The organism is Rhizobacter koreensis (assembly GCF_013366375.1).
In the GTDB taxonomy this organism is placed as follows: Bacteria; Pseudomonadota; Gammaproteobacteria; order Burkholderiales; family Burkholderiaceae_C; genus Schlegelella_A; species Schlegelella_A koreensis.
Genome location: NZ_JABWMJ010000004.1, coordinates 190,610 through 214,424, shown reverse-complemented (window position 1 = coordinate 214,424; position 23,815 = coordinate 190,610). Strand labels below are relative to the sequence as shown.

The window sequence follows — 23,815 nt, the reverse complement described above, 5'->3', positions numbered from 1 at the left end:
GCAGTGCGAGCCGGAACCCGGTAGTTTAGCGGCTCGCCCCGGCGCGCCCGGCGTGAATCCCGCCCGAGCATGGACAATCGCGCGGTGAGCGTAGAGCATTACGAGAACTTTCCCGTCGCATCGCTGCTGTGCCCGCCGCGGCTGCGTCCGGCCGTCGCGGCGATCTACCACTACGCGCGCACCGCGGACGACCTTGCCGACGAGGGCGACGCGGCACCGGCCGAGCGCCTCGAGGCGCTCGCGGCCTACCGGGCCGACCTGCTGGCCGTCGTCGCCGGTCAGGCGCCGTCGCCGCGCTGGCGAGCGGTGTTCGAGCCGCTCGCTCGTGCCATCGGCACTTATGGGCTGCCGACGCCGCTGCTGCTCGACCTGCTGAGCGCGTTCGAGCAGGACGTGGTGAAGCAGCGCTACCGCGACCGCGCCGAGCTGCTCGACTACTGCCGGCGCTCCGCCAACCCGGTGGGCCGCCTGCTGCTGCACCTCCACGGCGTGGACGATGCCGAGTCGCTGGCGCATTCGGATGCGATCTGCAGTGCGCTTCAGCTCGTCAACTTCTGGCAGGACCTCGGCATCGACGCGTCGCGCGGACGCATCTACGCGCCGGAGGGCGACCTCGCCCGATACGGCGTCAACCCCGACGACCTGCTGGCGCGCCGCGACGGACCGGCGGTGCACCGGCTGGTCGCCGAAGAGGTCGCGTGGGCGCGCGGGCTCATGCTGGCGGGCGCGCCGCTGGTGCACCGCCTCGGGGGCCGCGCCGGCTGGGAGCTGCGGCTCGTCGTGCAGGGGGGCCTCAGGATCGCCGAGCGCATCGAACGGATCGGCTGCACGACGCTCGTCGCACGCCCCGTGCTGCGCTGGCACGACGCTCTTGCGCTCGGCTGGCGCGCCCTCGCAATGCGCCGCCGCGACACGCACGTCGCCGCCGAGGCCGCATGACGCCCGAAGCCTATGTCCAGCAGAAGGCGGCAGCGAGCGGGTCGAGCTTCTACTACGCGTTCCTGTTCTTGCCGCCGCCGCGGCGCGCTGCGATCACGGCGTTCTATGCGTTCTGCCGCGAGGTCGATGACGTCGTCGACGAGGTGAGCGACCCGGGCGTCGCGGCGACGACGCTGGCGTGGTGGCGCAGCGAAGCCGCCGCCGCATTCGCCGGGCAGCCGACGCACCCGGTGACGAAGGCGCTGATGCCGCACACCGGGACGTACGACATCGAGCTCGGCCACCTCACGGCGGTGATCGACGGCTGCCAGATGGACCTCGAGCAGTCGCGCTACCTCGACTACCCGGGGCTCGAGCGCTACTGCCACCTGGTTGCCGGCGTGGTCGGCGAGGTCGCCGCCAACATCTTCGGCCGGACCGAGTCGGCCACGCTCGCCTACGCACACCGGCTGGGCCTGGCGATGCAGCTCACCAACATCATCCGCGACGTCGGCGACGACGCCCGGCGCGGCCGCATCTACATCCCGATGTCGGAGCTGAAGCAGTTCGACGTGAAGGCGCGCGAGATCCTCGACCGCCAGTACAGCGACCGCTTCACCGCGCTGATGCGCTTCCAGGCCGAACGCGCCGAGCGCACCTACGACGAGGCGTTCGCCCACCTGCCGGACGCCGACCGACGCGCCCAGAAGCCGGGGATCATGATGGCCAACATCTACCGCAGTCTCTTGCGCGAGATCGAGGCCGACGGGTTCCAGGTGCTGCACCAGCGCACCTCGCTGACCCCGCTGCGCAAGCTCTGGATCGCGATGCGCACGAACTGGCGCGGGCGGTGACGCAGCTCGGCCGCGGCGCCGGGCCACAGGGTCGACGCGGCCGTGCGCGCCCCAGCTTGACGCACGAGCGGAACCAGTGAACGAGCGGGCCTCGACGGGTGCCGGCGCGCCACACGTTGCCGTCGTCGGCGCTGGCTGGGCGGGGCTCGCCGCAGCCGTCGAGGCGACGCAGCTCGGCGCGCGGGTGCACGTCTTCGAGATGGCTCCCGGCGTGGGGGGTCGGGCGCGCGACGTCGCCGCCGGCCCGGTCGCGCTCGACAACGGCCAGCACATCGCGATCGGCGCGTACACCGAGACGCTGCGTCTGATGCGCACCGTTGGCGTGGCCGAGGCCGAGGCCTTCGTGCGTCAGCCGCTGGCGCTGGTCGGCGCCGACGGCAAGGGCCTGCGGCTGCCGCCCGGGCACCCGTTGCCCGCATTCGTGCGCGGCGTGCTCGCACAGCGGGGCTGGTCGCTGCGCGAGCGCCTGGCGCTGCTCGCCGCCGCGGCGCGCTGGGCGGCGAACCGCTTCGCCTGCGCACCGTCGCTCAGCGTCAGCTCGCTCACGGCTGGGCTGCCGGTTCGCGTGCAGGCCGAGCTGATCGAGCCGCTCTGCGTCGCTGCGCTCAACACGCCGGCCCACCAGGCGAGCGCCGCGGTGTTCCTGCGCGTGATCCGCGACGCGCTGTTTGCCGGCGCCGGGTCGTCCGACCTGCTGCTGCCGAAGGTGGGGCTCGGCGCGGCCTTTCCCGAGCCGGCGGCCCGCTGGCTGCGGAGCGCCGGCGCGACGCTGTCGACGCACCAGCGGGTGACGGCGCTGCGGCAGGTGGCCGACGGATGGCAGGTGGACGCCGCGACCTTCGACGGCGTGATCGTTGCCGCGAGTGCCTCCGAAGCCGCGCGCCTGCTGGTCGGCATCGACTCGGCCTGGTCGCGACAGGCGGGCTCCCTCGCCTACGAGCCGATCGTCACTGTCTACGCGACGAGCGCCGGAACGCGCCTGCCGGCGCCGATGCTCGCGCTCGCGGCCGGCGCGGAGCGCCCGGCGCAGTTCGTGTTCGACCGTGGCCAGCTCGGCGGACCCGCCGGAATGCTCGCGTTCGTCGTCAGCGGAGCGGGCGAGTGGCTGGCGCGCGGCATCGACGAGTGCGTGGCCGCGACGCTGGAACAGGCCGCCGCCGAACTCGGCGCCCACATGCGGACGCCGCTCGAGGTGGTGCGCGTCATCACCGAGAAACGGGCGACCTTCCGCTGCACGCCGGGCCTGCAGCGCCCGGCCGGACGCGTCGCGGACCGCCTGCAGGTGTCAGGCGACTACGTGGCCGGGCCGTATCCGGCGACGCTCGAAGGCGCGGTGCGGAGCGGTGTCGAGGCTGCACGGCAGCTCGCGCGCGAGCTCGGGCTTCCCGGCTGCAAGAGTCGCTGATCGCCCGCCAATGCGACAGGCACCGCCCGTACGTTGCGGGTGGTCGGTCGGACCCGAGAAACGAACCGGCGCAACGACAGCGTCGGCGGCTCAGACCCCCGGACGCGACCACCCTGACGGCGGAGGCCGGACGTTCGCCGGCCGCAGCCGGCTGCGACGGTCAGCCGGCCGGCTTGTGCGAGGCGACCGTGGTCGGCAGCGACTCGGTGACCCAGCGGCGCACCCGCTCGGCGTCACCGATGCGCGAGTAGCGGCCGGCCGAGTCGAGGAACACCATGATCAGCTGGCGCCCCGCGAGCTTGGCCTGCATGACGAGACAACGGCCCGCCTCCGAGATGTAGCCGGTCTTCTGCAGCCCGATATTCCACTCGGGGCTGCGCACGAGCCCGTTGGTGTTGCGGAACTGGACCGGGTGGTTGGCAACCTCCACGGCGTACTCGGGCGACGTCGAGAGCTGGCGGATGATCGGGTGCTGGTGTGCTGCCTTGACGAGCAGCGCCAGGTCGCGCGCGCTCGACTGGTTCCGGCTCGAGAGGCCCGTCGGCTCGACGAAGAAGGTGTCGCGCATGCCGAGCTCACGCGCCTTGCGGTTCATGGCGGCGACGAACGCCGGCAGCCCGCCCGGATAGTTGCGGCCGAGCAGATTGGCGGCGCGGTTCTCGGACGACATCAGCGCCAGGTGAAGCATTTCCTCGCGCGAGAGCTGGGTGCCGACGGCGAGCCGCGAGCGGCTGTTCTTGAGGGTATCCACGTCGTCCTCGGTGACGACGAGCATCTCGGTCAGCGGCTGATGCGCTTCGGTGACGATGAGCGCCGTCATCAGCTTGGTGAGCGACGCGATCGGCAGCACGGCCTCCGAATTCTTGCTGAACAGCACCTCGTTGGTGTCCTGGTCGAGCACCAGGGCGACGCTCGACTTGAGGTCGAGCGAGTCGGTCCGGTCGTGCAGGCCGTAAATCTGGCCGAACGACTGCCGCGCGGGCTCGCTCTGAACGGCCGCGACGAGCTTGCGGCTGACGCCGCGCTGCTGCGAATGCACGACGACCACCTGCCGTGATTTCGCGCTGCCGGCAACCCTGGCGGTGACGCCGCGGTCCGTGTTGCGCAGCACGACCAGCGGTCGCGCGGTGGTGCTCCTGGCCGTCACGCCCGCGGGCTTGCGCTTGGCTTGCGAACGCTGCCCGGCATCCGCCTCAGGGTGCACCAGGGCGAGCACCGCTCCGCACACCACCAAACCGGTTGCAAGCCAATTACGCGTTCTCACGGGCGATCCTTCAGGAAGTTTGGTGCAAATCCTATTTTGATCGAGAAAAACGCGCAAGATCAAAAACTTGCAAGGCGTTTCTAAAGTGCCGGCGGGCCGGCACTTGTTGGCACCGGCCGGCTTGCTAGCCCTGCGCCGCGACGCGCTCGGTCTTGCTGTGCAGCTTGTTCAACGCCGAGAGGTACGCCTTGGCCGACGCGACCACGATGTCCGGGTCGGCGCCCACGCCGTTGACGACGCGCCCGCCGCGTTGCAGCCGCACCGTCACCTCGCCTTGCGATTCTGTGCTGCCCGACGTGATGGCATTGACCGAATAGAGCAGCATTTCGGCGCCGCTTTGCACCTTCGACTCGATCGCGCGCAGGCTCGCGTCGACCGGGCCGTTGCCGGCGCTCTCGACCTCGAACGTGGTGTCGCCGGCGCTGAAGGCGACCTGGGCGTGCGGACGCTGGCCGGTCTTCGAATGCTGCGAGAGAGCGAGCAGGCGGTAGTGCTCGTCCTCGGTCTCGGCCGCGCCCTCCATCACCAGCGCGAGGATGTCCTCGTCGAAGATGTCGCTCTTGCGGTCGGCGAGCTCCTTGAAGCGGGCGAATGCCTGGTTCACCTCGGCTTCGGACTCGAGCTCGATGCCGAGTTCGTTCAGGCGCTGCTTGAACGCGTTACGCCCCGACAGCTTGCCGAGCACGATCTTGTTGGCGCTCCAGCCCACGTCCTCGGCGCGCATGATCTCGTAGGTGTCGCGCGCCTTCAGCACGCCGTCCTGGTGGATGCCCGAGGCGTGCGCGAACGCGTTGGCGCCGACCACCGCCTTGTTCGGCTGCACCACGAAGCCGGTGGTCTGCGACACCAGGCGCGACGCCGGGACGATCTGCGCGGTGTCGACGCCGACGTCGAGCCCGAAATAATCCTTGCGGGTCTTGACCGCCATCACGATCTCCTCCAGCGAGGTGTTGCCCGCGCGCTCGCCGAGCCCGTTGATCGTGCACTCGACCTGGCGCGCGCCGCCGATCTTGACGCCGGCGAGCGAATTCGCGACCGCCATGCCGAGGTCGTTGTGGCAGTGCACCGACCAGACCGCCTTGTCGGAGTTCGGGATGCGGCGCCGCAGGTTGGCGATGAACTCGCCGTACAGCTCCGGGATCGCGTAGCCGACCGTGTCGGGTACGTTGATCGTGGTCGCGCCTTCGGTGATCACGGCCTCGAGCACGCGGCACAGGAAGTCGGGGTCGGATCGATAGCCGTCTTCCGGCGAGAACTCGATGTCGCCCGCCAGGTTGCGAGCGAACCGCACCGACAGGCGCGCCTGCTCGTACACCTGCTCGGGCGTCATGCGCAGTTTCTTCTCCATGTGGAGCGCACTCGTCGCCAGGAAGATGTGGATGCGGGTGCGCGCGCCGCCCTGGAGCGCCTCGGCGGCCCGCGAGATGTCGCGGTCGTTGGCGCGTGCCAGCGAACACACGGTGCTGTTCTTCACCGCCTGGGCAATCGCTCGCACCGCCTCGAAGTCGCCGTTCGACGACGCCGCGAAGCCGGCTTCGATGACGTCGACCTTGAGCCGCTCGAGCTGGCGCGCGATGCGAAGCTTCTCGTCGCGCGTCATCGAGGCGCCAGGCGATTGCTCGCCGTCGCGCAGGGTGGTGTCGAAGATGATCAGCTGGTCGGCCATGGCGGAACCCCGGGTTGAAAAACAAAACGGCCCGCTGCGGTTTGCAAGCGGGCCGGTGTACGAGACGGTTGGACGCGGTCGTTCAGCGAACCCTGATGCTCGGAAGAAGAAGGAGAATCGCGGAAAGCCGCAGGCGCGTCATCGGGCCAATATAGCACGAGTCTTCGTCGAACTGCCAAGTCGTTCGAGGGCTGCGCGGGCCCGACGCGACGGGCCCCGCAGACGATCGTGGGCGCTCCCAGCGTTCGCCGCCGCGCACGCTCGCGGCTGCAATCGGCCCCCTTCCACCCGCCCGAGGGCGCTGTCGACCCGAGGGATCGGCACGTCCCTGATTATGGGAACCGCCGACGTCCCTGGGCTCGAGCGCCCGGCCCGCGCGCCGCAGGTTGCCGGCGGAGTGCCGCCTCCGAACCGCGAGTCGCCGACGCGCGGCACGCCCTTGAAGTCATGACCGGTGTAGCCGCGAGGACCGCGCCCGAGCCCTCGTCGCCCGCGGGGAGCTCTAGCGGTGCAGCCCCTGCTCGTCGGGCTCGTCGGTCGAGATCGCGATCACGCTGACCGGCTTGCCCTTGACGCGGCGCCGCACGTACATCGCGTAGCCCGAGAGGCCGTAGAGCATGAAGAGGCCGAACAGCGCGCCCGGCACGTGGAGGTTGATCACCGCGATGCCGAGCGCGATGAGGACGATCACGACGAACGGCACCGAGCGCTTCAGGCTGAGGTCCTTGAAGCTGTAGAACGGCACGTTGGTCACCATCGTCAGGCCCGCGTACAGCGTGAATGCGAACGTCAGCCAGCCGAGCCACGGGCCCTCGGCACGCGGTGCGAAGCCCTCGTTGTCCATCAACCAGATGAAGCCCATGACCAGTGCCGCCGCGGCCGGGCTCGGCAGACCTTGGAAGAAGCGCTTGTCGACGACGTTGACGTTGGTGTTGAAGCGCGCGAGGCGCAGCGCGGCGCACGCGCAGTAGACGAACGCGGCGATCCAGCCGGCCTTGCCGAGGCCCTTGAGCGACCACTCGTAGGCGATCAGCGCCGGCGCAGCCCCGAACGAAACCATGTCGGAAAGGCTGTCCATCTGCTCGCCGAACGTGCTCTGCGTGTTGGTCAGGCGCGCGACGCGCCCGTCCAGGCTGTCGAGCACCATCGCGCCGAACACGCCCCACGCGGCCTGCTCGAAGCGCCCGTTCATCGCCATCACGACGGCGTAGAAGCCGCCGAACAACGCGGCGACCGTGAACAGGTTCGGCAGGATGTAGATGCCCTTGCGACGACGCCGCGGCGGCGGCTCGAGCGCATCGGCGGCGACCGCCGGGTCGTCGTCGAGCGTCGAGTCGCCGTCGTGGGTCATCGCGTCAGGGCTGCCGGAGACGTCAGTTCTTCGACTGATCGACCAGACGGTTCTTGCGGATCCACGGCATCATCGCGCGCAGCTGCTCGCCGACCACCTCGATCGGGTGCTCGGCCGTGATGCGGCGGCGCGACATCAGCGTCGGCGCGCCGGCGCGGTTCTCGATGATGAAGCTCTTGGCGTACTCGCCGGTCTGGATGTCGGTCAGCGCCTTCTTCATCGCCGCACGGGTGTCGTCGGTGACGATCTTGGGGCCGGTCACGTACTCGCCGTACTCGGCGTTGTTCGAGATCGAGTAGTTCATGTTGGCGATGCCGCCCTCGTAGATGAGGTCGACGATCAGCTTGAGCTCGTGCAGGCACTCGAAGTACGCCATCTCGGGCGCGTAGCCCGCCTCGACCAGCGTATCGAAGCCCGCCTTGATCAGCTCGACCGTGCCGCCGCACAGCACCGCCTGCTCGCCGAACAGGTCGGTTTCGGTCTCTTCGCGGAAGTTGGTCTCGATGACGCCGGCCTTGCCGCCGCCGTTGGCGGCCGCGTAGCTGAGCGCGAGGTCGCGCGCCTTGCCGGATCGGTCGGCGTGCACCGCGATCAGGTGCGGCACGCCGCCGCCTTGCGTGTAGGTCGAACGCACGGTGTGACCCGGCGCCTTGGGCGCGACCATCCAGACGTCGAGGTCCTTGCGCGGCACGACCTGACCGTAGTGCACGTTGAAGCCGTGCGCGAAGGCGAGCGAGGCGCCCTGCTTGATGTTCGGCTCGACTTCGGTGCGATACACCTCGGCGATCTGCTCGTCAGGCAGCAGCATCATCACGATGTCGGCCTGGCGCACCGCGTCGGCGACTTCGGCGACCTTGAGCTTGGCCTGCTCGGCCTTGCCCCACGACGCGCCGCTGCGGCGCAGACCGACGGTCACGTTGACGCCGCTGTCCGACAGGTTCTGGGCGTGCGCGTGGCCCTGCGAGCCGTAGCCGATGATGGTGACGTTCTTGCCCTTGACGAGGCTGAGGTCGGCGTCTTTGTCGTAGTAAACCTTCATGCAGTTCTCCTTCGTGTCGTTGGGATGGGGTGCCGCTCTCGTCAGAGGCGCAGGATGCGTTCGCCGCGGCCGATGCCGCTGGTGCCGGTGCGCACCGTCTCGAGGATGACGCTGCGGTCGATCGCCTCGAGGAAGGCGTCGAGCTTGCCGGTGTCACCGGTCAGCTCGATGGTGTAGCTCTTGTCGGTGACGTCGATGATGCGGCCGCGGAAGATCTCCGCCATCCGCTTCATCTCCTCGCGCTCCTTGCCGACGGCGCGCACCTTGATCAGCATGAGCTCGCGCTCGGTGTAGGCGCCTTCGGTCAGGTCGACGACCTTGACGACCTCGATCAGGCGGTTGAGATGCTTGGTGATCTGCTCGATCACCTCGTCGGACCCGGTGGTCACGATCGTCATGCGCGACAGCGACGCGTCCTCGGTCGGCGCGACCGTCAGCGTCTCGATGTTGTAGCCGCGCGCCGAGAACAGCGCGACCACGCGCGACAGCGCGCCCGGCTCGTTCTCCAGCAGCAACGCGATGATGTGTTTCATGTTCGAACCTCTGGCTGGCACGCCGCCTGGCGACGTGCTCGATGGATGGGGCGGCGCGCGGGGCACGCCCGCAGGCGCGCCCGGCGGCGCTCAGGTCCGGGTCGACACGCGACCCGGTGCCGGGGTCAGAGGTCTTCCGACCCCAGCAGCATCTCGGTGATGCCCTTGCCGGCCTGCACCATCGGCCAGACGTTCTCGGCGGGATCGGTGCGCACGTCGAGGAACACGGTGCGATCCTTGAGCCGGATCGCCTCGCGCAGCGCCGGCTCGACGTCGGACGGCCGCGCGACCACCAGCCCGACATGCCCGTAAGCCTCGGCGAGCTTCACGAAGTCGGGCAGCGCGTCCATGTAGCTGTGCGAGTAGCGGCTGCCGTAGTCGATCTGCTGCCACTGGCGCACCATGCCCAGGTAGCCGTTGTTGAGCGAGATCACCTTGACCGCCGTGTTGTACTGGCGGCAGGTCGAGAGCTCCTGGATGCACATCTGGATCGAGCCTTCGCCGGTGATGCAGAAGACGTCCGAATCCGGCTTGGCGAGCTTGATCCCCATGGCGTACGGCAGGCCGACGCCCATGGTGCCGAGGCCGCCCGAGTTGATCCAGCGCCGCGGCTCCTCGAACGGGTAGTACTGGGCCGCCCACATCTGGTGCTGCCCGACGTCCGAGGTGACGTAGGTGTCGCGGTCGCGCGTGAGGTTGCGCAGCGTCTCGATCACGTACTGCGGCTTGATGACCTCGTTGCTGCCGGCGTACTTCAGGCACTCGCGGCCGCGCCACGTGTCGATCTGGTTCCACCACTGGCGCAGCACGGCGGCGTCGGGCCGCGACGAGGCCTCGCGCAGCTGCGCGGCGAGCTCGACCAGCACCTCCTTCACGTCGCCGACGATCGGCACGTCGACGCGCACCCGCTTCGAGATCGACGACGGGTCGATGTCGATGTGGATGATCTTGCGGTCGACCGATGCGAAGTGCTTGGGGTTGCCGATCACGCGATCGTCGAAGCGCGCACCGACGGCGAGCAGGACGTCGCAGTTCTGCATCGTCATGTTCGCTTCGTAGGTGCCGTGCATGCCGAGCATGCCCAGGAACTTGGGGTCGCTCGCCGGGAAGGCGCCCAGACCCATCAGCGTGTTGGTGCACGGCGCGCCGAGCAGGTCGACGAGCGCGCGCAGCTCGGCCGACGCGTTGCCCAGGATCACGCCGCCGCCGGTGTAGATGTACGGGCGCTTGGCGCCGAGCAGCAGCTGCACGGCCTTCCTGATCTGCCCGCCGTGGCCCTTGCGCACCGGGTTGTACGAGCGCATGTCGATCGACGCCGGGTAGTGGAACGGCGCGGTCGCCATGGACACGTCCTTCGGCACGTCGACCACCACCGGACCCGGGCGGCCAGTACGCGCGATGTGGAACGCCTTCTTGATCGTCGAGGCGAGCTCGCGCACGTCCTTGACGAGGAAGTTGTGCTTGACGATCGGGCGCGTGATGCCGACGGTGTCGCACTCCTGAAACGCATCGAGCCCGATCGCCGGCGTCGGCACCTGCCCGGTCACGATCACCATCGGGATCGAGTCCATGTACGCGGTCGCGATGCCCGTGACCGCGTTGGTGACGCCCGGTCCGGAGGTGACGAGCGCGACGCCGACCTCGCCGGTCGCTCGTGCGTAGCCGTCGGCCGCATGGACCGCCGCTTGCTCGTGGCGGACCAGCACGTGCTGGATCGACTGCTGCTTGTAAAGCGCGTCGTAGATGTAGAGGACGGCGCCGCCGGGGTAGCCCCAGAGGTACTTGACGCCTTCGGCCTGCAGGCTGCGGACCAGGATCTCGGATCCGTTCGGATCGGCGGGAGGGGTGGGGGGAATGGCGGCGAGCGCCACCTTGGCTTCGGGAGCGAAAGTTTCCATGTCGGACCTCTGTGAATTTCTCTGACGAAAAACCATCGGTGCACCTTGCCCGCCCTCGTGAGGCGGGTACGGTAGCTGCGGGGCCGGACATCGGCGCCTCGGATCGGGCGCGGCGGTCTCGGCAGTTCTGTTGTGCAACCGCACATTATCGCACCCGCGCCAGGTCGGATCCGTTGCTGGCGGGCCGCATTCGGCCGGCGTGGATAATCGCGCCGACTCCGCCCGGCCGACCTTGGCATCCGACAAAGAACTTTCCGACTTCCTGAAGAGCGTCGAGAAGCGTGCCTTCAAGCGCGCCTCGTACGCGGTCCGTGACGACGATGCCGCCCTCGACATCGTCCAGGAGTCGATGATCCGGCTGGCGAGCAGCTATCACGATCGTCCGCCCGCCGAGCTGCCGCTGCTGTTCCAGCGCATCCTCTCGAACGCGACGATGGATTACTTCCGTCGTCAGAAGGTGCGGAACTCCACGCTCACGAACTTCTCCGAGTTCGAGCGCGCCGGCGACGATGGCGAGTTCGACATACTGGAGACGCTCGAGGCGCTCGGCAGCTCGCCGGCGACCGAAAGCGCGGCCGATTCGGTGTCGCGGGCACAGATCCTGCAAACCATCGAGACCGAGGTCGCACAGCTCCCGGGCCGTCAACGCGAGGCTTTCCTGCTGCGTTACTGGGAGGAACTCGACGTCGCTGAAACCGCTGCCGCCATGGGCTGCTCGGAAGGGAGTGTCAAGACGCACTGCTCGCGGGCGGTCCATGCGCTGGCCAGAGCCCTCAAGGCGAAGGGAATCTCTCGATGAACCCCCAACACCCCCTGACCCGCCCCGCCGTCCGCGACGCCCTCGAACTGCGCCTGGCCAAGCGGATCACCGCCCACCTGACCGAGCGCAGCGACGAGATCGACGGCGACATTGCCGAGCGGCTGCGTTTCGCGCGAGAACAGGCGCTCGAGCGCGCGCGCACCGCTCGCCAGACTCAGGAGCAAGCCGCTGGCGTCCTGGTCGGCGTCAGCGCGGCCGGCGCCGGCATCCGCGCCGGCGGTCCGAGCTGGTGGTTGCGCCTCGCGTCGGTGGCGCCGCTGGTCGCGCTCGTCGGCGGCCTGGTGCTCATCCAGCACGGCCAGTCGCGCGCGCAGATCAAGGTGGCCGCCGAGCTCGACGCCGCCCTCCTCGGCGACGACCTGCCGATCAACGCCTACCGCGACGCGGGTTTCGTCGAATACCTCAAGAGCGCGCCCGGTCCATGAACACGCGAGCCGGACTGCCCGGCCGCGCGCTGCTCGGGGTGGCGCGCGAAATCCTCGGCGGCGGTGGTGCCCTGCTCGTGCTTGCCCTCATCGCATCGCCGTTCGCGACGGCAGCGGCGCCGGGCGCACCTGCCAACGCGGCGAGCGTCGCGTCCGCCGCCGCGGCGACGAGCGCGACCCCGCGCGGCAACGACGGGGCCGGCCGACGCGCGGCGAGCGCCGAGCGCGGCGTGCGCTGGTCGGCGCTGACGCCGACGCAGCGTCAGGTGCTGGCTCCGCTCGAGCGCGACTGGCCGTCGATCGAGCCCGAGCGCAAGCAGAAATGGCTCGTCATGGCCGAGCGTTTCCATACCCTGCCCCTTGCCGAGCAGACGCGCATCCAGGAACGCATGGCCGAGTGGGCCAAGCTCACGCCAGCCGAACGCGGACACGCCCGCATGCGCTTCCAGGAAGCCAACCGTGTCGCCGCCGACGAGCGGCGCCAGCGCTGGCTCGACTACCAGGCGCTGCCGCCCGAGCAGAAGCGGCGCCTCGCCGCGCGCGCGGCATCGGCGCCGGCTGCAGAGGCAGCCGCGCCGAACGCACTGCACCCGGTGCTCGAAAGCTCGCAGGCGAAGTCGAACGTCGTACCGAACCCGTCGCTGTCGGCACAGCCGAAGACGATCGCGCCGACCGTCGTGCGCGCGGGACCGGGTGCCACCACGACCCTGATCTCCCGGCGGCCGTCGCCGCCGCCGCATCAACAGACCGGCATGCCCAAGATCGCCGCCACCCCCGAGTTCGTCGACCGCTCGACGCTGCTGCCCAAGCGCGGCCCTCAGGCCGCTGCGATCGGCAGCCCGGCAGCGCCCGCCGCGCCGCCGGAACCGGCTCGATGAGCGCCGACAGCGTGGTGGCCGGCGCGCCGCCGGCGTTCGGGCCGACCCCGGGGCTGGCACGCCGCATGGCGTGCTTCGTCTACGAAGCGATGCTGCTGTTCGGCATCGGCCTCATCCCGGGCGCGGTCGGAGCATGGTTCGTCGCGCAGACCGAGCACCAGCACCCGTTGCAGAGCGACGCGGCGCTGCGCGTCTACGCCTTCGTCTTCTACGGTGTCTACTTCACCTGGTTCTGGTCGCGCCGGGGCCAGACGCTCGCGATGCAGACCTGGCGCATCGAGGTCGTCACCGCCGACGGCAAGCGCCTCAGTCAGGCCCGGGCGCTGATGCGCTACCTCGCGGCCTGCATGTGGTTCCTGCCGGGAACGCTTTACGCGCAGGTGAACCGCCTGCCGCCATGGCAGAGCCTGGCCGCCGTCGGCGCCGGCATCGTCCTGTACGCCCTTCTCACGCTGCTGCAGCGCGAGCACCAGTTCTGGCACGACGTGGTGTGCGGGACGCGCCTCGTCGAGCTGCCGCCGCCGCCGAAGCGGCGCCTCTTCGACTAGGGCCCACCACCACGGTGCCTGTCGCATTTGCGAGCCGACGACGTCGGCCTGCGGGGCGGGCCAGCCTGCGCCGTCGCGATCAGACCGCGTCTTCGTCGGTCTCGCCGGTGCGGATCCGCACCACCGTCTCGACCGGCGTGACGAAGATCTTGCCGTCGCCGATCTTGCCGGTCTTGGCCGCCTTGACGATCGCGTCGATGCAGCGGTCGGCGTCGTCGTCCTTCACGACGAGGTCGATCTTGACCTTGGGCAGGAAGTCCACCACGTATTCCGCGCCTCGGTAGAGCTCGGTATGCCCCTTCTGGCGCCCGAAGCCCTTCACCTCGGTGACCGTGAGGCCGGTGACGCCGTTGGCGGCCAGCGCTTCACGCACTTCTTCGAGCTTGAACGGCTTGACGATGGCGGTGATCTGTTTCATGCCGAGGGCTCGGAAGTCGCGGGGCGGGCTAGTTTAGGGCAAGGGTGCGCGCCTCGGCCGCGAGCGGTGAAGGGACTGCCTGGCCGTCGCATGCACGCCGACCACGCGCTCCCTAAGATCGGCGCTTTTCGCCTGCCATCTCCATGAAGAACGCCAGCCAGCGGCGCCCGGCAGCGGCGAGCGCCGACGAAGGCGTCACGGTCGAGGTCGAGGACGATCTGACCGCCATCGATGCCGCCGAATGGGACGCGCTCGTCGAGCGCCAGCCGTCGGCCAACCCGTTCGTGCGCCACGCCTACCTGCTCGCGCTCGACCGCTCGCGCAGCGCGATCGAGGACACCGGCTGGGCGCCGCACTACCTGCTGGTGCGGCGCGCCGGCCGGCTGGTCGGCGCCTGCCCGGTCTACCTGAAGGGCCACTCGTACGGCGAATACGTGTTCGATTGGGCCTGGGCCGACGCGTACCGGCGCCATGGGCTGACGTACTACCCCAAGCTGCTGGGCGCGGTGCCGTTCACGCCGGTGCCGGGGCCGCGCCTGCTGGCTGCGGACGACGCCGTGCGGCGCGCGCTCGTGCTTGCGCTCGAGCAGCTGGCCGCCGGCAACGAGCTCTCGTCGGCGCACCTGCTGTTCGTCGACGCTGCCGACCAGGCGGTGCTGCGCGAACGGGGCTGGCTGATGCGGCGCACGGTGCAGTTCCACTGGCACAACCGTTCGCCCGAGCCGTACGCCGACTTCGCCGAATTCCTTGCGCACCTGCAGCGCGACAAGCGCAAGAAGATCCAGCAGGAGCGGCGCCGCGTCGCCGACGCGGGCATCGAGTTCGAGCAGCGGCAGGGCAGCGCGATCACGCCGGCCGACTGGGACTTCTTCTATCGCTGCTACACCCTCACCTACCGCGCGCACCACTCGGCCCCGTACCTGACGCGCGACTTCTTCGCGCGCGCCGCGGCGGCGCTGCCCGAGAACTGGCTGATGTTCATCGCGCGCCGCGACGGCGAGGCGATCGCTGCCTCGCTGGTCGTCATCGACCCGGTGCGCAAGACCGCGTTCGGACGCTACTGGGGCACCCTCGCGCCGGTGAACTGCCTGCACTTCGAGGCGTGCTACTACCGTCCGCTCGCCTGGTGCATCGCCAACGGCTTCGAGCGCTTCGAAGGCGGCGCGCAGGGCGAACACAAGATGGCGCGCGGCCTGCTGCCGGTCGAGACCTGGTCGGCGCACTGGCTGGCGCACCCGCAGTTCGCCGACGCGATCGGCAACTACCTGGCGCGCGAGGGCGCCGGCATCGACGACTATCTGGACGAGCTGAACGAGCGCCGACCGTTCAGGGCCGAGACGAGCAGCTGAGAAGCGAGCGCCGGGGCGCGCCGATCACGCCTCCAGCCAGCTCTCCGCACCAACGCTTCAGAGGCGCCGATCGACCGGCGGACTGGCCCTTTCGTGCCGCGCCCGTTCATAGGCGGCGATCGAGTTGCGGACTTCCTCGCGTGCCGCGTCGGGGCCTTCCCAGCCCACCACCTTGACCCACTTGTTGGGCTCGAGGTCCTTGTAGTGCTCGAAGAAGTGCTGGATCTGCTGCAGGCGCAGCTCGTTCATGTCTTCAGGCTTCTGCCAGTGCTTGTAGATCGGCAGGATCTTGTCGATCGGCACCGCGAGCAGCTTGGCGTCGCCGCCGGCCTCGTCGGTCATCTTCAGCACGCCGATCGGGCGGCACGTCACGACGACGCCGGCGCCGAGCGGGAACGGCGTGATCACGAGCACGTCGACCGGGTCGCCGTCGTCCGACAGCGTCCGCGGCACGTAGCCGTAGTTGCAGGGGTAGTGCATTGCCGTGCTCATGAAGCGGTCGACGAACATCACCCCGCTCTCCTTGTCGACCTCGTACTTGATCGGGTCGGCGTTCATCGGGATCTCGATGATGACGTTAAATTCGTCGGGCGCGCGCGCGCCGGGGGTCACGTGGTGGAAGCTCATCGGTATCGCCGTTGAAGAAGGTCGCGCATTTTATGCGGGGGCCTGTGGCCGGTCCGTGCCGCCAAGCTGCGGCGGGCGCCATCGGCACGAATCCCAGGGTGTGGCGCCGACGCCGCGTCGCGCGAGACCCGGTCCGACCCTCGGGGTTCAAAGCGATGTTGGCAGCAGGGTTGTTCCTTTACATTCAGGCGGTTCGGTACGTCGCCGGCAAGACCTCACGGTCGCGCGGCGCCGTTCCTCGGACGTTCCCAGCAGAACACGACACACGAGGAAGGAACCAACTTGATCTCTCCCACGACGGCGCTCTATGTCTCGCTGGCCTGCGGACTCGCCGCAGTCCTCTACGGCTTCTTTCAGCGCAACTGGATCCTCAGCCAGAACGCCGGCAACCCGCGCATGCAGGAAATCGCCTCGGCGATCCAGCAAGGCGCCGCGGCCTATCTGGCCCGGCAGTACAAGACGATCGCGCTGGTCGGCGTGGTGCTCGCGGTCCTCATCTTCGTGTTCCTCGACAAGCTGAGCGCGGTCGGCTTCGTGCTCGGCGCGATCCTCTCCGGTGCCTGCGGCTTCATCGGCATGAACGTCTCGGTGCGCGCGAACGTGCGCACGGCGCAGGCGGCCACCAACGGCATCGGGCCGGCGCTCGCGGTCGCCTTCAAGGGCGGCGCGATCACCGGCATGCTGGTGGTGGGCCTCGGCCTGCTCGGGGTCGCCGGCTTCTACATGTATCTGACCGCCGGTGACGCGGGCCGCTCCACCGACCTCGCCGCGACCCTCAAGCCGCTGCTCGGCTTCGCGTTCGGCGCCTCGCTGATCTCCATCTTCGCGCGGCTCGGCGGCGGCATCTTCACCAAGGGCGCCGACGTCGGCGCCGACCTCGTCGGCAAGGTCGAGGCGGGCATTCCCGAAGACGACCCGCGCAACCCGGCGGTGATCGCCGACAACGTCGGCGACAACGTCGGCGACTGCGCCGGCATGGCCGCCGACCTGTTCGAGACCTACGCCGTCACCATCATCGCGACCATGTCGCTCGGCGCACTGATGGTCACCGGCGCCGGCGCCAATGCCGTGATCTACCCGTTGCTGCTCGGCGCGGTGTCGATCATCGCCTCGATCATCGGCTGCGCGTTCGTGAAGGCCGCACCCGGCATGAAGAACGTGATGCCGGCGCTCTACAAGGGTCTGGCGGTCGCGGGCATCCTGTCGCTGATCGCGTTCTACTTCGTCACCCGCGCGATGTTCCCGCAGGCGACCACGCTAGCCGACGGCGGCACGGTCTCGGCGATGTCGCTGTTCGGCGCCTGCGTCGTCGGGCTCGCGCTCACCGCGCTGCTGGTCTGGATCACCGAGTACTACACCGGCACGCAGTACAAGCCGGTGCAGCACATCGCGCAGGCGTCGACCACCGGCCACGGCACCAACATCATCGCCGGCCTCGGCGTCTCGATGCGCTCGACGGCGTGGCCGGTGCTCTTCGTCTGCGCCGCGATCATGATCTCGTACTGGCTCGCCGGCCTCTACGGCATCGCCGTCGCGGCGACCGCCATGCTGAGCATGGCCGGGATCGTGGTCGCGCTCGACGCCTACGGCCCGATCACCGACAACGCCGGCGGCATCGCCGAGATGGCGGAACTGCCGTCGGCGGTGCGCGACATCACCGACCCGCTCGACGCGGTCGGCAACACCACCAAGGCGGTGACCAAGGGCTACGCGATCGGCTCGGCGGGCCTCGCCGCGCTCGTACTGTTCGCCGACTACACGCACTCGCTGGCCGGTCGCGGCATGAACATCTCGTTCGACCTCAGCGACCCGCGCGTGATCATCGGCCTCTTCATCGGTGGCCTGATCCCCTACCTGTTTGGCGCGATGGCGATGGAAGCGGTCGGCCGCGCGGCGGGCGCCGTGGTGGTCGAGGTGCGGCGCCAGTTCCGCGACATCAAGGGCATCATGGAAGGCACCGGCAAGCCCGAATACGGCCGTGCGGTCGACATGCTGACCACCGCGGCGATCAAGGAAATGGTCGTACCGTCCCTGCTGCCGGTGATCGCGCCGATCCTCGTCGGCCTGCTGCTCGGCCCGGCCGCTCTCGGCGGCCTGCTGATGGGCACCATCGTGACCGGCCTCTTCGTCGCGATCTCGATGTGCACCGGCGGGGGCGCCTGGGACAACGCCAAGAAGTACATCGAGGACGGCCACCACGGCGGCAAGGGCAGCGAGGCCCACAAGGCGGCCGTCACCGGCGACACCGTCGGCGATCCTTACAAGGACACCGCCGGCCCCGCCGTCAACCCGCTGATCAAGATCATCAACATCGTCGCGCTGCTGATCGTTCCGCTGCTGCCGATGGCGGGCAGCGGCAGTGCGGCAGCCCCGCACGGCGCCCCGGCGTCGGCGGTGCAGAGCGCACCGGCGACGGCTCCGGTGCCCGCGACGGCGCCGGTCGCGTCGATGGCACCGGCCATCACCTCGGCCACGCCGGCGAGCGACGCGGCGAGCGGCGCGGGCGTGTCGAGCGGCGCGGCGGTGAGCACCGGCAACGCTGCGAGCACCGCCGGCGCGATGAGCGGCACCGTGGGCGCTGCCAGCGACGCCGGCGCGGCAGCTGCCCCGGCCTCGGCGGCGTCACGCTGAGCGTCGGCTCTTCCGACGAGAACGCCGTGCTCAGCACGGCGTTTTTGGTTCTGGCGCCGCCTCTAGCGGAGGTTCAACGCCTGAGCGAGTCGCGGATCTCGCGCAGCAGCTTGACCTCCTCGGCGACCTCGGGCGTGGGAGCCGGCGCCTTTCGCTTGAGCCGGTTGATCTGCTGGACCATCATGAAGATGATGAACGCGAGGATCAGGAAGCTCACGCCGGCCGTGATGAAGCTGCCGTAGGCCAGCACCGCCCCGCCCTTCTTGGCCTCCGCGAGCGGTAATCCGAACGGCTGTCCGGCCAGCGGCAGGTAGTAGTTGGAGAAGTCCAGCCCGCCGATGATGCGGCCGATCACCGGCATGATCACGTCGCCGACCAGCGAGTCGACGATGCGTCCGAACGCGGCGCCGATGATCACGCCCACCGCGAGGTCGATCACGTTGCCCTTGATCGCAAAGTCCCTGAATTCGGACACGAAGCTCATCGGCTGACTCCTTGTGGCACGCCGGACCGGCGCGGTGCCGAAAGCATACGGTCACCCGGGCGCGTCGCCACCCACGGCCTCGTTCAGACACGAAGGGCCGGCACCTCGCGGTACCGGCCCTTGCGGCGTTCGAACGGTCAGCGGCGGTCTGCGCGCGCCGCAACGCCCAGCGTCATTCGGTGGTCGCGCCCGACGCCTCGACCACGGCCTTCCAGCGCACGCGCTCGGTGGCCGCGAGCTTGCTCATCTGCTCGGGCGTTCCGGGCGTCGCCTCGAGGCTGTTCTCGCGCAGCAGTGCATTGAACTGCGGCTGGGCGAGGATCTCGTTGACCGCCTTGTTCATGCGCAGCAGCGTCTCGCGCGGCATCGACTTCTGCGCGACGAGGCCGAACCACACCACCGTGACCAGCTTCGGATAGCCGAGCTCGACCACGGTCGGCACGTCGGGCAGCTGGAACCAGCGCTTGTCGGTCGTCACTGCAAGCGGCTTGACCTTGCCGCCCTTGATCTGCTGCAGCAGCTGCGGCATGTTGTCGGTGTTGAACTGCACCTCGCCCGCCACCACCGCCTGCATCGCCGGGCCGTTGCCCTTGTACGGGACGTGCACGATGTCGATGCCGAGCGTCGTCTTCATCAGCTCGTTGAGCAGGTGGCCGGTGCTGCCGACGCCCGCGCTCGAGTACGCCACCTTCCCGGGGTTCGCCTTGGCATAGTCGATGAGACCCTTGAAGGTGGTCACCGGCAGGCTCGACGACGCGACGATGGCGTTGGTGGTCTGCGCGACCAGCCCGACCGGCTGCAAATCGGCGACCGGGTCGTAGCCCAGCTTGTCCTTGAACAGGAACTGATTGATCGAGATCTGCGACTGCGTGACCATCATGAACGAATGGTCGTCGGCGGCGCTCTTCACGAACGCGGTGGCGCCGACGCTGCCGCCGGCACCGCCGCGGTTCTCGACCAGCACCTGCTGACCCAGCTTCTCGGTCAGCCGCTCGGCGAGCAGGCGCGACAGGATGTCGGTCGAGCCGCCGGCCGCGTACGGCACCATCAGCTTGATCGGGCGGCTCGGCCAGTTGGCCTGCGCGGCGGCGGGTACGGCGAGACCGGCACCCAGCGTGGCGACCAGCGCACCGACCAGCGAACGACGATGACGGGCGAAGAGGTTCGACTTCATGGCGTCTCCAGGGTTGAGCCGTACGGCTGCATCGCGACCGGCCGAGGTGGCTTCGGGATTCGTGCCGGGAAATTCTAGAAGTCGCCTCTGTGAGGAAAGCTCATGCGCGAGGCGCTGCGCGAGAGCCGGGCTCACGCCGCACGCGCACGCGGTCGACGAGCCTGTGCGGCGGGGGCGTTCAGCCGCGGTGCGCGCTTGGTCGAACGCTCACGGCACGAGCCGCTGGTCGTAGAACCACGGCCGCTCCTTGCGCGCGACAAGCCGCGCGGCGTCGCGATGCGCCGGGTTGACGAGCGCGTTGAACTCCTCCGGCACGATCACCGACGGCACCAGGAGCAGGGCGCTGGCTCCCGACTGCAGCCAGGCGTCGCCGGTGTCGAGCGAAACCTTGCCCTCGGGAATCGCGCTCCAGCCGACCGGCAGGTCGGCGGCGGTGCGGACCTCGCGCCGCGCCCAGACCTCGTCGGGCACCTCGATGCGCACCAGGAAGCGGTTGAGCGGCAGTCCGTCGGCATTGAGGTGGACGATGGTCTCGAGGCACGCCAGCGCGATGCTCGAGGCGCTGTAGACGACCGGCCGGCCCTTGCGGTTCCAGCGCCCGCCGGTCTTCTCGGCGCCGCGGCCGCCAAGATCGTGGGCTTCGTAGTCGGGCGCGTCGGTCGCGATGCGCCAGAGTGCAACCGTCAAGCGTAGGCCGCGCTCTGCATGCGCGCGACGAGGTCGGCCACCAGCGCCTGACCCTCGGGCGTGTCCATCAGCTCGGCGGGGCGCTGGCCCCCGAGCGCCGGCAGCGGCCGCTCGAGCCAGCGCGCCACCCACGTCGCGGCGTCGAAGCCTTCGGGCCGGCCCGACTCCTGCACCATCGCCTGCACCTGGCCGACGAGGCGCGACATTCCGAGCACGCGCGAGCCTTCGTCGGGGGAGAGCGCCTTGTTCTCGCGCGACTTGCGGTCGACCGTCGCGCGCGGCAAGCCGAGCGTGCCGACCAGCTTTTCCTTGGATACCGCCATGCTGCGCGCCATCGCGTCGAGCGCGCTCGCGGGCACGCCGCTCTTGACGAGGCGGATGCGCTCCATGGGCCCGGCCTGGTAGACGCCGAGGTAATCGGTGGCAGCCACCGGCGCCGCCGCCTTGGCAGCGGGTGCCTCGCGCGGCACGCGCGGCGCCCCCGACCCGCCATAACCGGTGATCGACATCGTGCTCTTGGCCATTCGCGCTCCAATCAGATGAGCGTTCATTGTCGATCATTTGACGAGAAACAGCAAGCGTGGCGACCGTGCGTACCGACGCCTCGCGCGCGGCGCCGGGATGCCGACCCCGCAGCACTCGAGCGCTCCCGCCGCCGCGCTACCCCGCCGCCGCGCTACCCCGCCGTCGCCCGGAGCGCGCGCTTGGCCGGTGCGCCCCGCGTGGCGCGCTCGCGACTCTGCTCCTCGAGGTAGGTGTCGAGGTTCCTCAGGTGCTGCGTCATCGCCGCGCACGCCGCCTCGGCGTCGCGCTCGCGCAGGTGCTGCAGCACCTTGCGGCGCACCGCGATCATGTCCTCGCGCGGCGTGGGATCGACCCGCGCCAGCAGGGTGCGCACGATCTCCGAGAGCGCGTCGACGAGCATGACGATCACCTCGTTGTGGGTCGCGCGCGCGAGCAGCCGATAGAACTCGCCCACCGAACGCACGTTGCGCGAGCCCTGGCCGTGGCGAAAGCGTTCGGCGTGGAACGCGATGTCGGCCTCGATTGCGTCGAGCTCGGCGGCGGTTGCGCGCTCGCACGCCAGCCGCAGCGCGACGCAGGTCAGCTCGATGCGCGCCTCGGTGACGCTGGCGGTCGGCATCTGCCCGAGCGCGACCATGTCGCGCACCGCCTGCGTGACGCCGTCGGGCTGGCCGGTCCGGATGAAGAAGCCGCCGTTGACGCCGGTGCGGGCCTCCACGAGACCGGCGAGCTCGAGGCTGCGCAGCGCCTCGCGCACGCCGCTGCGGCTGATGTCGAACTGCTCGGCGAGCTCGCGCTCGCCCGGCAGACGATGCCCGGCCTGCAGCGAACCGTCGGCGATCTGACGCCGTATCTGGTCGCAGACCGCCTCGAACGCGCGGCGCTTGCGCACCGGAACGAAAGACGGCGCGCCGGCGCTCGCGTCGCGCGCCAGCGTTGGCGACGCCGATGTCGGCGTGGCCGCGGCGGGCGCCGTCGGCGCGCTCGCAGTCCTGGTGTTCGGCATCGATGCTCCCTCGTTCGGTCCGACCGTTCGGCGCGGTGCCACGGCGTGCCGTCGCACCGAGCTGCAGGAGACGTTATACGCGTCTTTTCATCATTGGTTGAACCTATGCGCACCGAACGCTACACTCGCTGCCGATGCCCGTCAGGAGACCCGCTTGGATCTAGCCCTCACCACCGCGCAGCAGGCCTTCCGCGACGAGGTGCGGGCGTTCATCCGCGAGCGGCTGCCGGCCGACATCCGCCAGCGCCTGCGCCTGGGGCATCCGCCGCGCAAGCAGGACACCGTCACCTGGCAGCGCATCCTCAACGAGCGCGGCTGGGCGGCGCCGCACTGGCCGCGCCGCTACGGCGGCTCCGAACTCGGCCAGATGGAGCGGCTGATCCTCCTCGACGAGATGTACCGCGCGCCCGCGCCGCTGCCGCAGGTGTTCAACCTCACGATGCTCGGCCCGGTGCTGATGAAGTTCGGAACGCCCGCGCAATGCGACTGGTTCCTGCCGCGCCTCGCGAACCTCGACCTCTGGTTCTGCCAGGGCTTCTCGGAACCGGGCTCGGGCTCCGACCTCGCGTCGCTGCGCACCCACGCGCGCCGCGACGGCGACCACTACGTCGTCAACGGCCAGAAGATCTGGACCACCACCGCGCACTTCGCGGACTGGGTGTTCGCCCTCGTCCGCACCGACGCCGCGGCGCACAAGCAGCACGGCATCTCGTTCCTGCTGATCGATCTGCGCACGCCGGGCATCACGATCCGCCCGATCACCTCGCTCGACGGCGACCACCACCTCAACGAGGTGTTCTTCGACGACGTGCGCGTGCCGGTCGCCAACCTCGTCGGCGAGGAGAACAGGGGCTGGAGCTGCGCCAAGTTCCTGCTCGCGAACGAGCGCACCGGCATCGCGAACGTGGGCCTGTGCCGCGAGCGCCTCGAATTCGCGCGCGAGCTCGCCGGCTCGACGCGCGAGGGCGAGCGCACGCTGCTCGACGATGCGCAGCTCGCATCCGAGTTCGCGACGCTCGACGCCGAGATCCGCGCGCTCGAGATCACCAACTGGCGCTTCCTGCTGAGCGAGCGTGCACGCGACGCGTTGCCGGCCTTCGCGTCGGTTCTCAAGCTGAAGGGCGTCGAGCTGCAGCAGGACATCGCCGCCCTGCTCGCGCGCCTGCACGGCCCCGCCGGCCTGGAACGGCGCCCGCTCGACGACCGCGAGCACCCGCCGCTCGCGCCGCGCTACTTCTATTCGCGCGCGGCGAGCATCTACGGCGGGACCAGCGAGGTGCAGAAGGACATCCTCGCCAAGGCGATCGTCGGGTGA

The 23,815-nt window shown here is 69.7% G+C and carries 23 protein-coding genes; 10 read left to right on the top strand and 13 right to left on the bottom strand.

Annotated elements, in window-relative coordinates; all coding sequences use genetic code 11:
- The first annotated feature begins 84 nt into the window (after positions 1-84).
- The 3 genes from hpnC to hpnE all read left to right on the top strand — a co-directional run bounded on the left by hpnC (position 85) and on the right by hpnE (position 3,177).
- Positions 85-939 (top strand): squalene synthase HpnC, encoded by an 855-nt coding sequence (gene hpnC, locus HQN59_RS10355; RefSeq protein ID WP_342451170.1) that lies wholly within the window; start codon positions 85-87, stop codon positions 937-939.
- Positions 936-1,772, top strand: coding sequence for a presqualene diphosphate synthase HpnD (gene hpnD, locus HQN59_RS10350; RefSeq protein ID WP_176068874.1), 837 nt, complete (start codon positions 936-938; stop codon positions 1,770-1,772). The genes hpnC and hpnD overlap by 4 nt, the downstream gene beginning before the upstream one ends.
- Positions 1,773-1,848: 76 nt before the next feature.
- Positions 1,849-3,177 carry a hydroxysqualene dehydroxylase HpnE gene (hpnE, locus tag HQN59_RS10345; RefSeq protein WP_176068872.1) on the top strand — a complete coding sequence of 443 codons (1,329 nt, stop codon included), beginning with the start codon at positions 1,849-1,851 and terminating at the stop codon, positions 3,175-3,177.
- 160 nt (positions 3,178-3,337) lie between these two features.
- Here hpnE and pbpG read toward each other — a convergent pair whose 3' ends face one another.
- From pbpG to HQN59_RS10315, 6 genes are all read right to left on the bottom strand, one after another.
- Positions 3,338-4,441, bottom strand: coding sequence for a D-alanyl-D-alanine endopeptidase (gene pbpG, locus HQN59_RS10340; RefSeq protein WP_342451169.1), 1,104 nt, complete (start codon positions 4,439-4,441; stop codon positions 3,338-3,340).
- A gap of 124 nt (positions 4,442-4,565) precedes the next feature.
- Positions 4,566-6,107, bottom strand: coding sequence for a 2-isopropylmalate synthase (locus HQN59_RS10335; RefSeq protein WP_176068870.1), 1,542 nt, complete (start codon positions 6,105-6,107; stop codon positions 4,566-4,568).
- Positions 6,108-6,609: 502 nt separating this feature from the next.
- A complete protein-coding gene (gene pssA, locus HQN59_RS10330; RefSeq protein ID WP_176068868.1) occupies positions 6,610-7,458 on the bottom strand; it encodes a CDP-diacylglycerol--serine O-phosphatidyltransferase in 849 nt (282 codons plus the stop codon).
- Between the two features lie 22 nt (positions 7,459-7,480).
- The gene (gene ilvC, locus HQN59_RS10325) at positions 7,481-8,497 is read right to left on the bottom strand and encodes a ketol-acid reductoisomerase (protein WP_176068866.1); all 1,017 of its coding nucleotides are present in this window, start codon (positions 8,495-8,497) and stop codon (positions 7,481-7,483) included.
- 41 nt (positions 8,498-8,538) lie between these two features.
- Positions 8,539-9,030: an acetolactate synthase small subunit gene (gene ilvN, locus HQN59_RS10320; RefSeq protein WP_176068864.1), complete on the bottom strand. Its 492-nt coding sequence runs from the start codon at positions 9,028-9,030 to the stop codon at positions 8,539-8,541.
- Between the two features lie 125 nt (positions 9,031-9,155).
- Complete coding sequence (locus HQN59_RS10315; protein ID WP_176068862.1) at positions 9,156-10,928, bottom strand: acetolactate synthase 3 catalytic subunit; 1,773 nt, start codon at positions 10,926-10,928, stop codon at positions 9,156-9,158.
- A 232-nt stretch (positions 10,929-11,160) separates the two neighbouring features.
- On the opposite strand from HQN59_RS10315, the gene HQN59_RS10310 reads away from it, so the two are divergent.
- The 4 genes from HQN59_RS10310 to HQN59_RS10295 are packed head-to-tail and all read left to right on the top strand — an operon-like array spanning position 11,161 to position 13,599.
- Complete coding sequence (locus HQN59_RS10310) at positions 11,161-11,727, top strand: RNA polymerase sigma factor (protein WP_176069212.1); 567 nt, start codon at positions 11,161-11,163, stop codon at positions 11,725-11,727.
- Positions 11,724-12,173, top strand: coding sequence for a DUF3619 family protein (locus HQN59_RS10305; protein WP_246294831.1), 450 nt, complete (start codon positions 11,724-11,726; stop codon positions 12,171-12,173). Before HQN59_RS10310 ends, HQN59_RS10305 begins: the two co-directional genes overlap by 4 nt.
- Entirely contained in the window at positions 12,170-13,051 is an 882-nt protein-coding gene (locus HQN59_RS10300) for a DUF3106 domain-containing protein (protein WP_176068860.1), read from the top strand. The genes HQN59_RS10305 and HQN59_RS10300 overlap by 4 nt, the downstream gene beginning before the upstream one ends.
- Positions 13,048-13,599, top strand: coding sequence for an RDD family protein (locus tag HQN59_RS10295; RefSeq protein WP_176068858.1), 552 nt, complete (start codon positions 13,048-13,050; stop codon positions 13,597-13,599). The genes HQN59_RS10300 and HQN59_RS10295 overlap by 4 nt, the downstream gene beginning before the upstream one ends.
- Positions 13,600-13,678: 79 nt before the next feature.
- Here HQN59_RS10295 and HQN59_RS10290 read toward each other — a convergent pair whose 3' ends face one another.
- Entirely contained in the window at positions 13,679-14,017 is a 339-nt protein-coding gene (locus HQN59_RS10290) for a P-II family nitrogen regulator (RefSeq protein ID WP_176068856.1), read from the bottom strand.
- A gap of 143 nt (positions 14,018-14,160) precedes the next feature.
- Here HQN59_RS10290 and HQN59_RS10285 point away from each other — a divergent pair, with 143 nt between their 5' ends.
- Positions 14,161-15,366: a GNAT family N-acetyltransferase gene (locus HQN59_RS10285; protein ID WP_176068854.1), complete on the top strand. Its 1,206-nt coding sequence runs from the start codon at positions 14,161-14,163 to the stop codon at positions 15,364-15,366.
- 57 nt (positions 15,367-15,423) lie between these two features.
- Here HQN59_RS10285 and ppa read toward each other — a convergent pair whose 3' ends face one another.
- The gene (gene ppa, locus HQN59_RS10280; RefSeq protein ID WP_176068852.1) at positions 15,424-15,993 is read right to left on the bottom strand and encodes an inorganic diphosphatase; all 570 of its coding nucleotides are present in this window, start codon (positions 15,991-15,993) and stop codon (positions 15,424-15,426) included.
- Between the two features lie 285 nt (positions 15,994-16,278).
- Here ppa and HQN59_RS10275 point away from each other — a divergent pair, with 285 nt between their 5' ends.
- A complete protein-coding gene (locus HQN59_RS10275) occupies positions 16,279-18,624 on the top strand; it encodes a sodium-translocating pyrophosphatase (protein WP_176069210.1) in 2,346 nt (781 codons plus the stop codon).
- Between the two features lie 73 nt (positions 18,625-18,697).
- On the opposite strand, the gene mscL is transcribed toward HQN59_RS10275, so the two are convergent.
- From mscL to HQN59_RS10250, 5 genes are all read right to left on the bottom strand, one after another.
- Positions 18,698-19,108 (bottom strand): large conductance mechanosensitive channel protein MscL, encoded by a 411-nt coding sequence (gene mscL, locus HQN59_RS10270; protein ID WP_176068850.1) that lies wholly within the window; start codon positions 19,106-19,108, stop codon positions 18,698-18,700.
- A 172-nt stretch (positions 19,109-19,280) separates the two neighbouring features.
- On the bottom strand, positions 19,281-20,282 hold the full coding sequence (locus tag HQN59_RS10265; protein ID WP_176068848.1) for a Bug family tripartite tricarboxylate transporter substrate binding protein: 1,002 nt from the start codon (positions 20,280-20,282) through the stop codon (positions 19,281-19,283).
- A gap of 207 nt (positions 20,283-20,489) precedes the next feature.
- Positions 20,490-20,969, bottom strand: coding sequence for an RES family NAD+ phosphorylase (locus tag HQN59_RS10260; protein ID WP_176068847.1), 480 nt, complete (start codon positions 20,967-20,969; stop codon positions 20,490-20,492).
- Entirely contained in the window at positions 20,966-21,493 is a 528-nt protein-coding gene (parS, locus tag HQN59_RS10255; protein WP_246294830.1) for a type II RES/Xre toxin-antitoxin system antitoxin, read from the bottom strand. The genes HQN59_RS10260 and parS overlap by 4 nt, the downstream gene beginning before the upstream one ends.
- Before the next feature lie 152 nt (positions 21,494-21,645).
- Positions 21,646-22,500, bottom strand: a complete 855-nt coding sequence (locus HQN59_RS10250; RefSeq protein WP_176068845.1) for a FadR/GntR family transcriptional regulator — start codon at positions 22,498-22,500, stop codon at positions 21,646-21,648.
- Positions 22,501-22,654: 154 nt separating this feature from the next.
- Here HQN59_RS10250 and HQN59_RS10245 point away from each other — a divergent pair, with 154 nt between their 5' ends.
- Complete coding sequence (locus HQN59_RS10245) at positions 22,655-23,815, top strand: acyl-CoA dehydrogenase family protein (protein ID WP_176068843.1); 1,161 nt, start codon at positions 22,655-22,657, stop codon at positions 23,813-23,815.

Excerpts from the sequence above, each read along its gene's own strand:
- hpnD (WP_176068874.1), top strand. The coding sequence starts at position 936 with ATGACGCCCGAAGCCTATGTCCAGCAGAAGGCGGCAGCGAGCGGGTCG.
- HQN59_RS10335 (WP_176068870.1), bottom strand. The coding sequence starts at position 6,107 with ATGGCCGACCAGCTGATCATCTTCGACACCACCCTGCGCGACGGCGAG.
- pssA (WP_176068868.1), bottom strand. The coding sequence starts at position 7,458 with ATGACCCACGACGGCGACTCGACGCTCGACGACGACCCGGCGGTCGCC.
- ilvC (WP_176068866.1), bottom strand. The coding sequence starts at position 8,497 with ATGAAGGTTTACTACGACAAAGACGCCGACCTCAGCCTCGTCAAGGGC.
- ilvN (WP_176068864.1), bottom strand. The coding sequence starts at position 9,030 with ATGAAACACATCATCGCGTTGCTGCTGGAGAACGAGCCGGGCGCGCTG.
- HQN59_RS10315 (WP_176068862.1), bottom strand. The coding sequence starts at position 10,928 with ATGGAAACTTTCGCTCCCGAAGCCAAGGTGGCGCTCGCCGCCATTCCC.
- HQN59_RS10305 (WP_246294831.1), top strand. The coding sequence starts at position 11,724 with ATGAACCCCCAACACCCCCTGACCCGCCCCGCCGTCCGCGACGCCCTC.
- HQN59_RS10300 (WP_176068860.1), top strand. The coding sequence starts at position 12,170 with ATGAACACGCGAGCCGGACTGCCCGGCCGCGCGCTGCTCGGGGTGGCG.
- HQN59_RS10295 (WP_176068858.1), top strand. The coding sequence starts at position 13,048 with ATGAGCGCCGACAGCGTGGTGGCCGGCGCGCCGCCGGCGTTCGGGCCG.
- HQN59_RS10290 (WP_176068856.1), bottom strand. The coding sequence starts at position 14,017 with ATGAAACAGATCACCGCCATCGTCAAGCCGTTCAAGCTCGAAGAAGTG.
- HQN59_RS10285 (WP_176068854.1), top strand. The coding sequence starts at position 14,161 with ATGAAGAACGCCAGCCAGCGGCGCCCGGCAGCGGCGAGCGCCGACGAA.
- ppa (WP_176068852.1), bottom strand. The coding sequence starts at position 15,993 with ATGAGCTTCCACCACGTGACCCCCGGCGCGCGCGCGCCCGACGAATTT.
- mscL (WP_176068850.1), bottom strand. The coding sequence starts at position 19,108 with ATGAGCTTCGTGTCCGAATTCAGGGACTTTGCGATCAAGGGCAACGTG.
- HQN59_RS10265 (WP_176068848.1), bottom strand. The coding sequence starts at position 20,282 with ATGAAGTCGAACCTCTTCGCCCGTCATCGTCGTTCGCTGGTCGGTGCG.
- parS (WP_246294830.1), bottom strand. The coding sequence starts at position 21,493 with ATGGCCAAGAGCACGATGTCGATCACCGGTTATGGCGGGTCGGGGGCG.
- HQN59_RS10250 (WP_176068845.1), bottom strand. The coding sequence starts at position 22,500 with ATGCCGAACACCAGGACTGCGAGCGCGCCGACGGCGCCCGCCGCGGCC.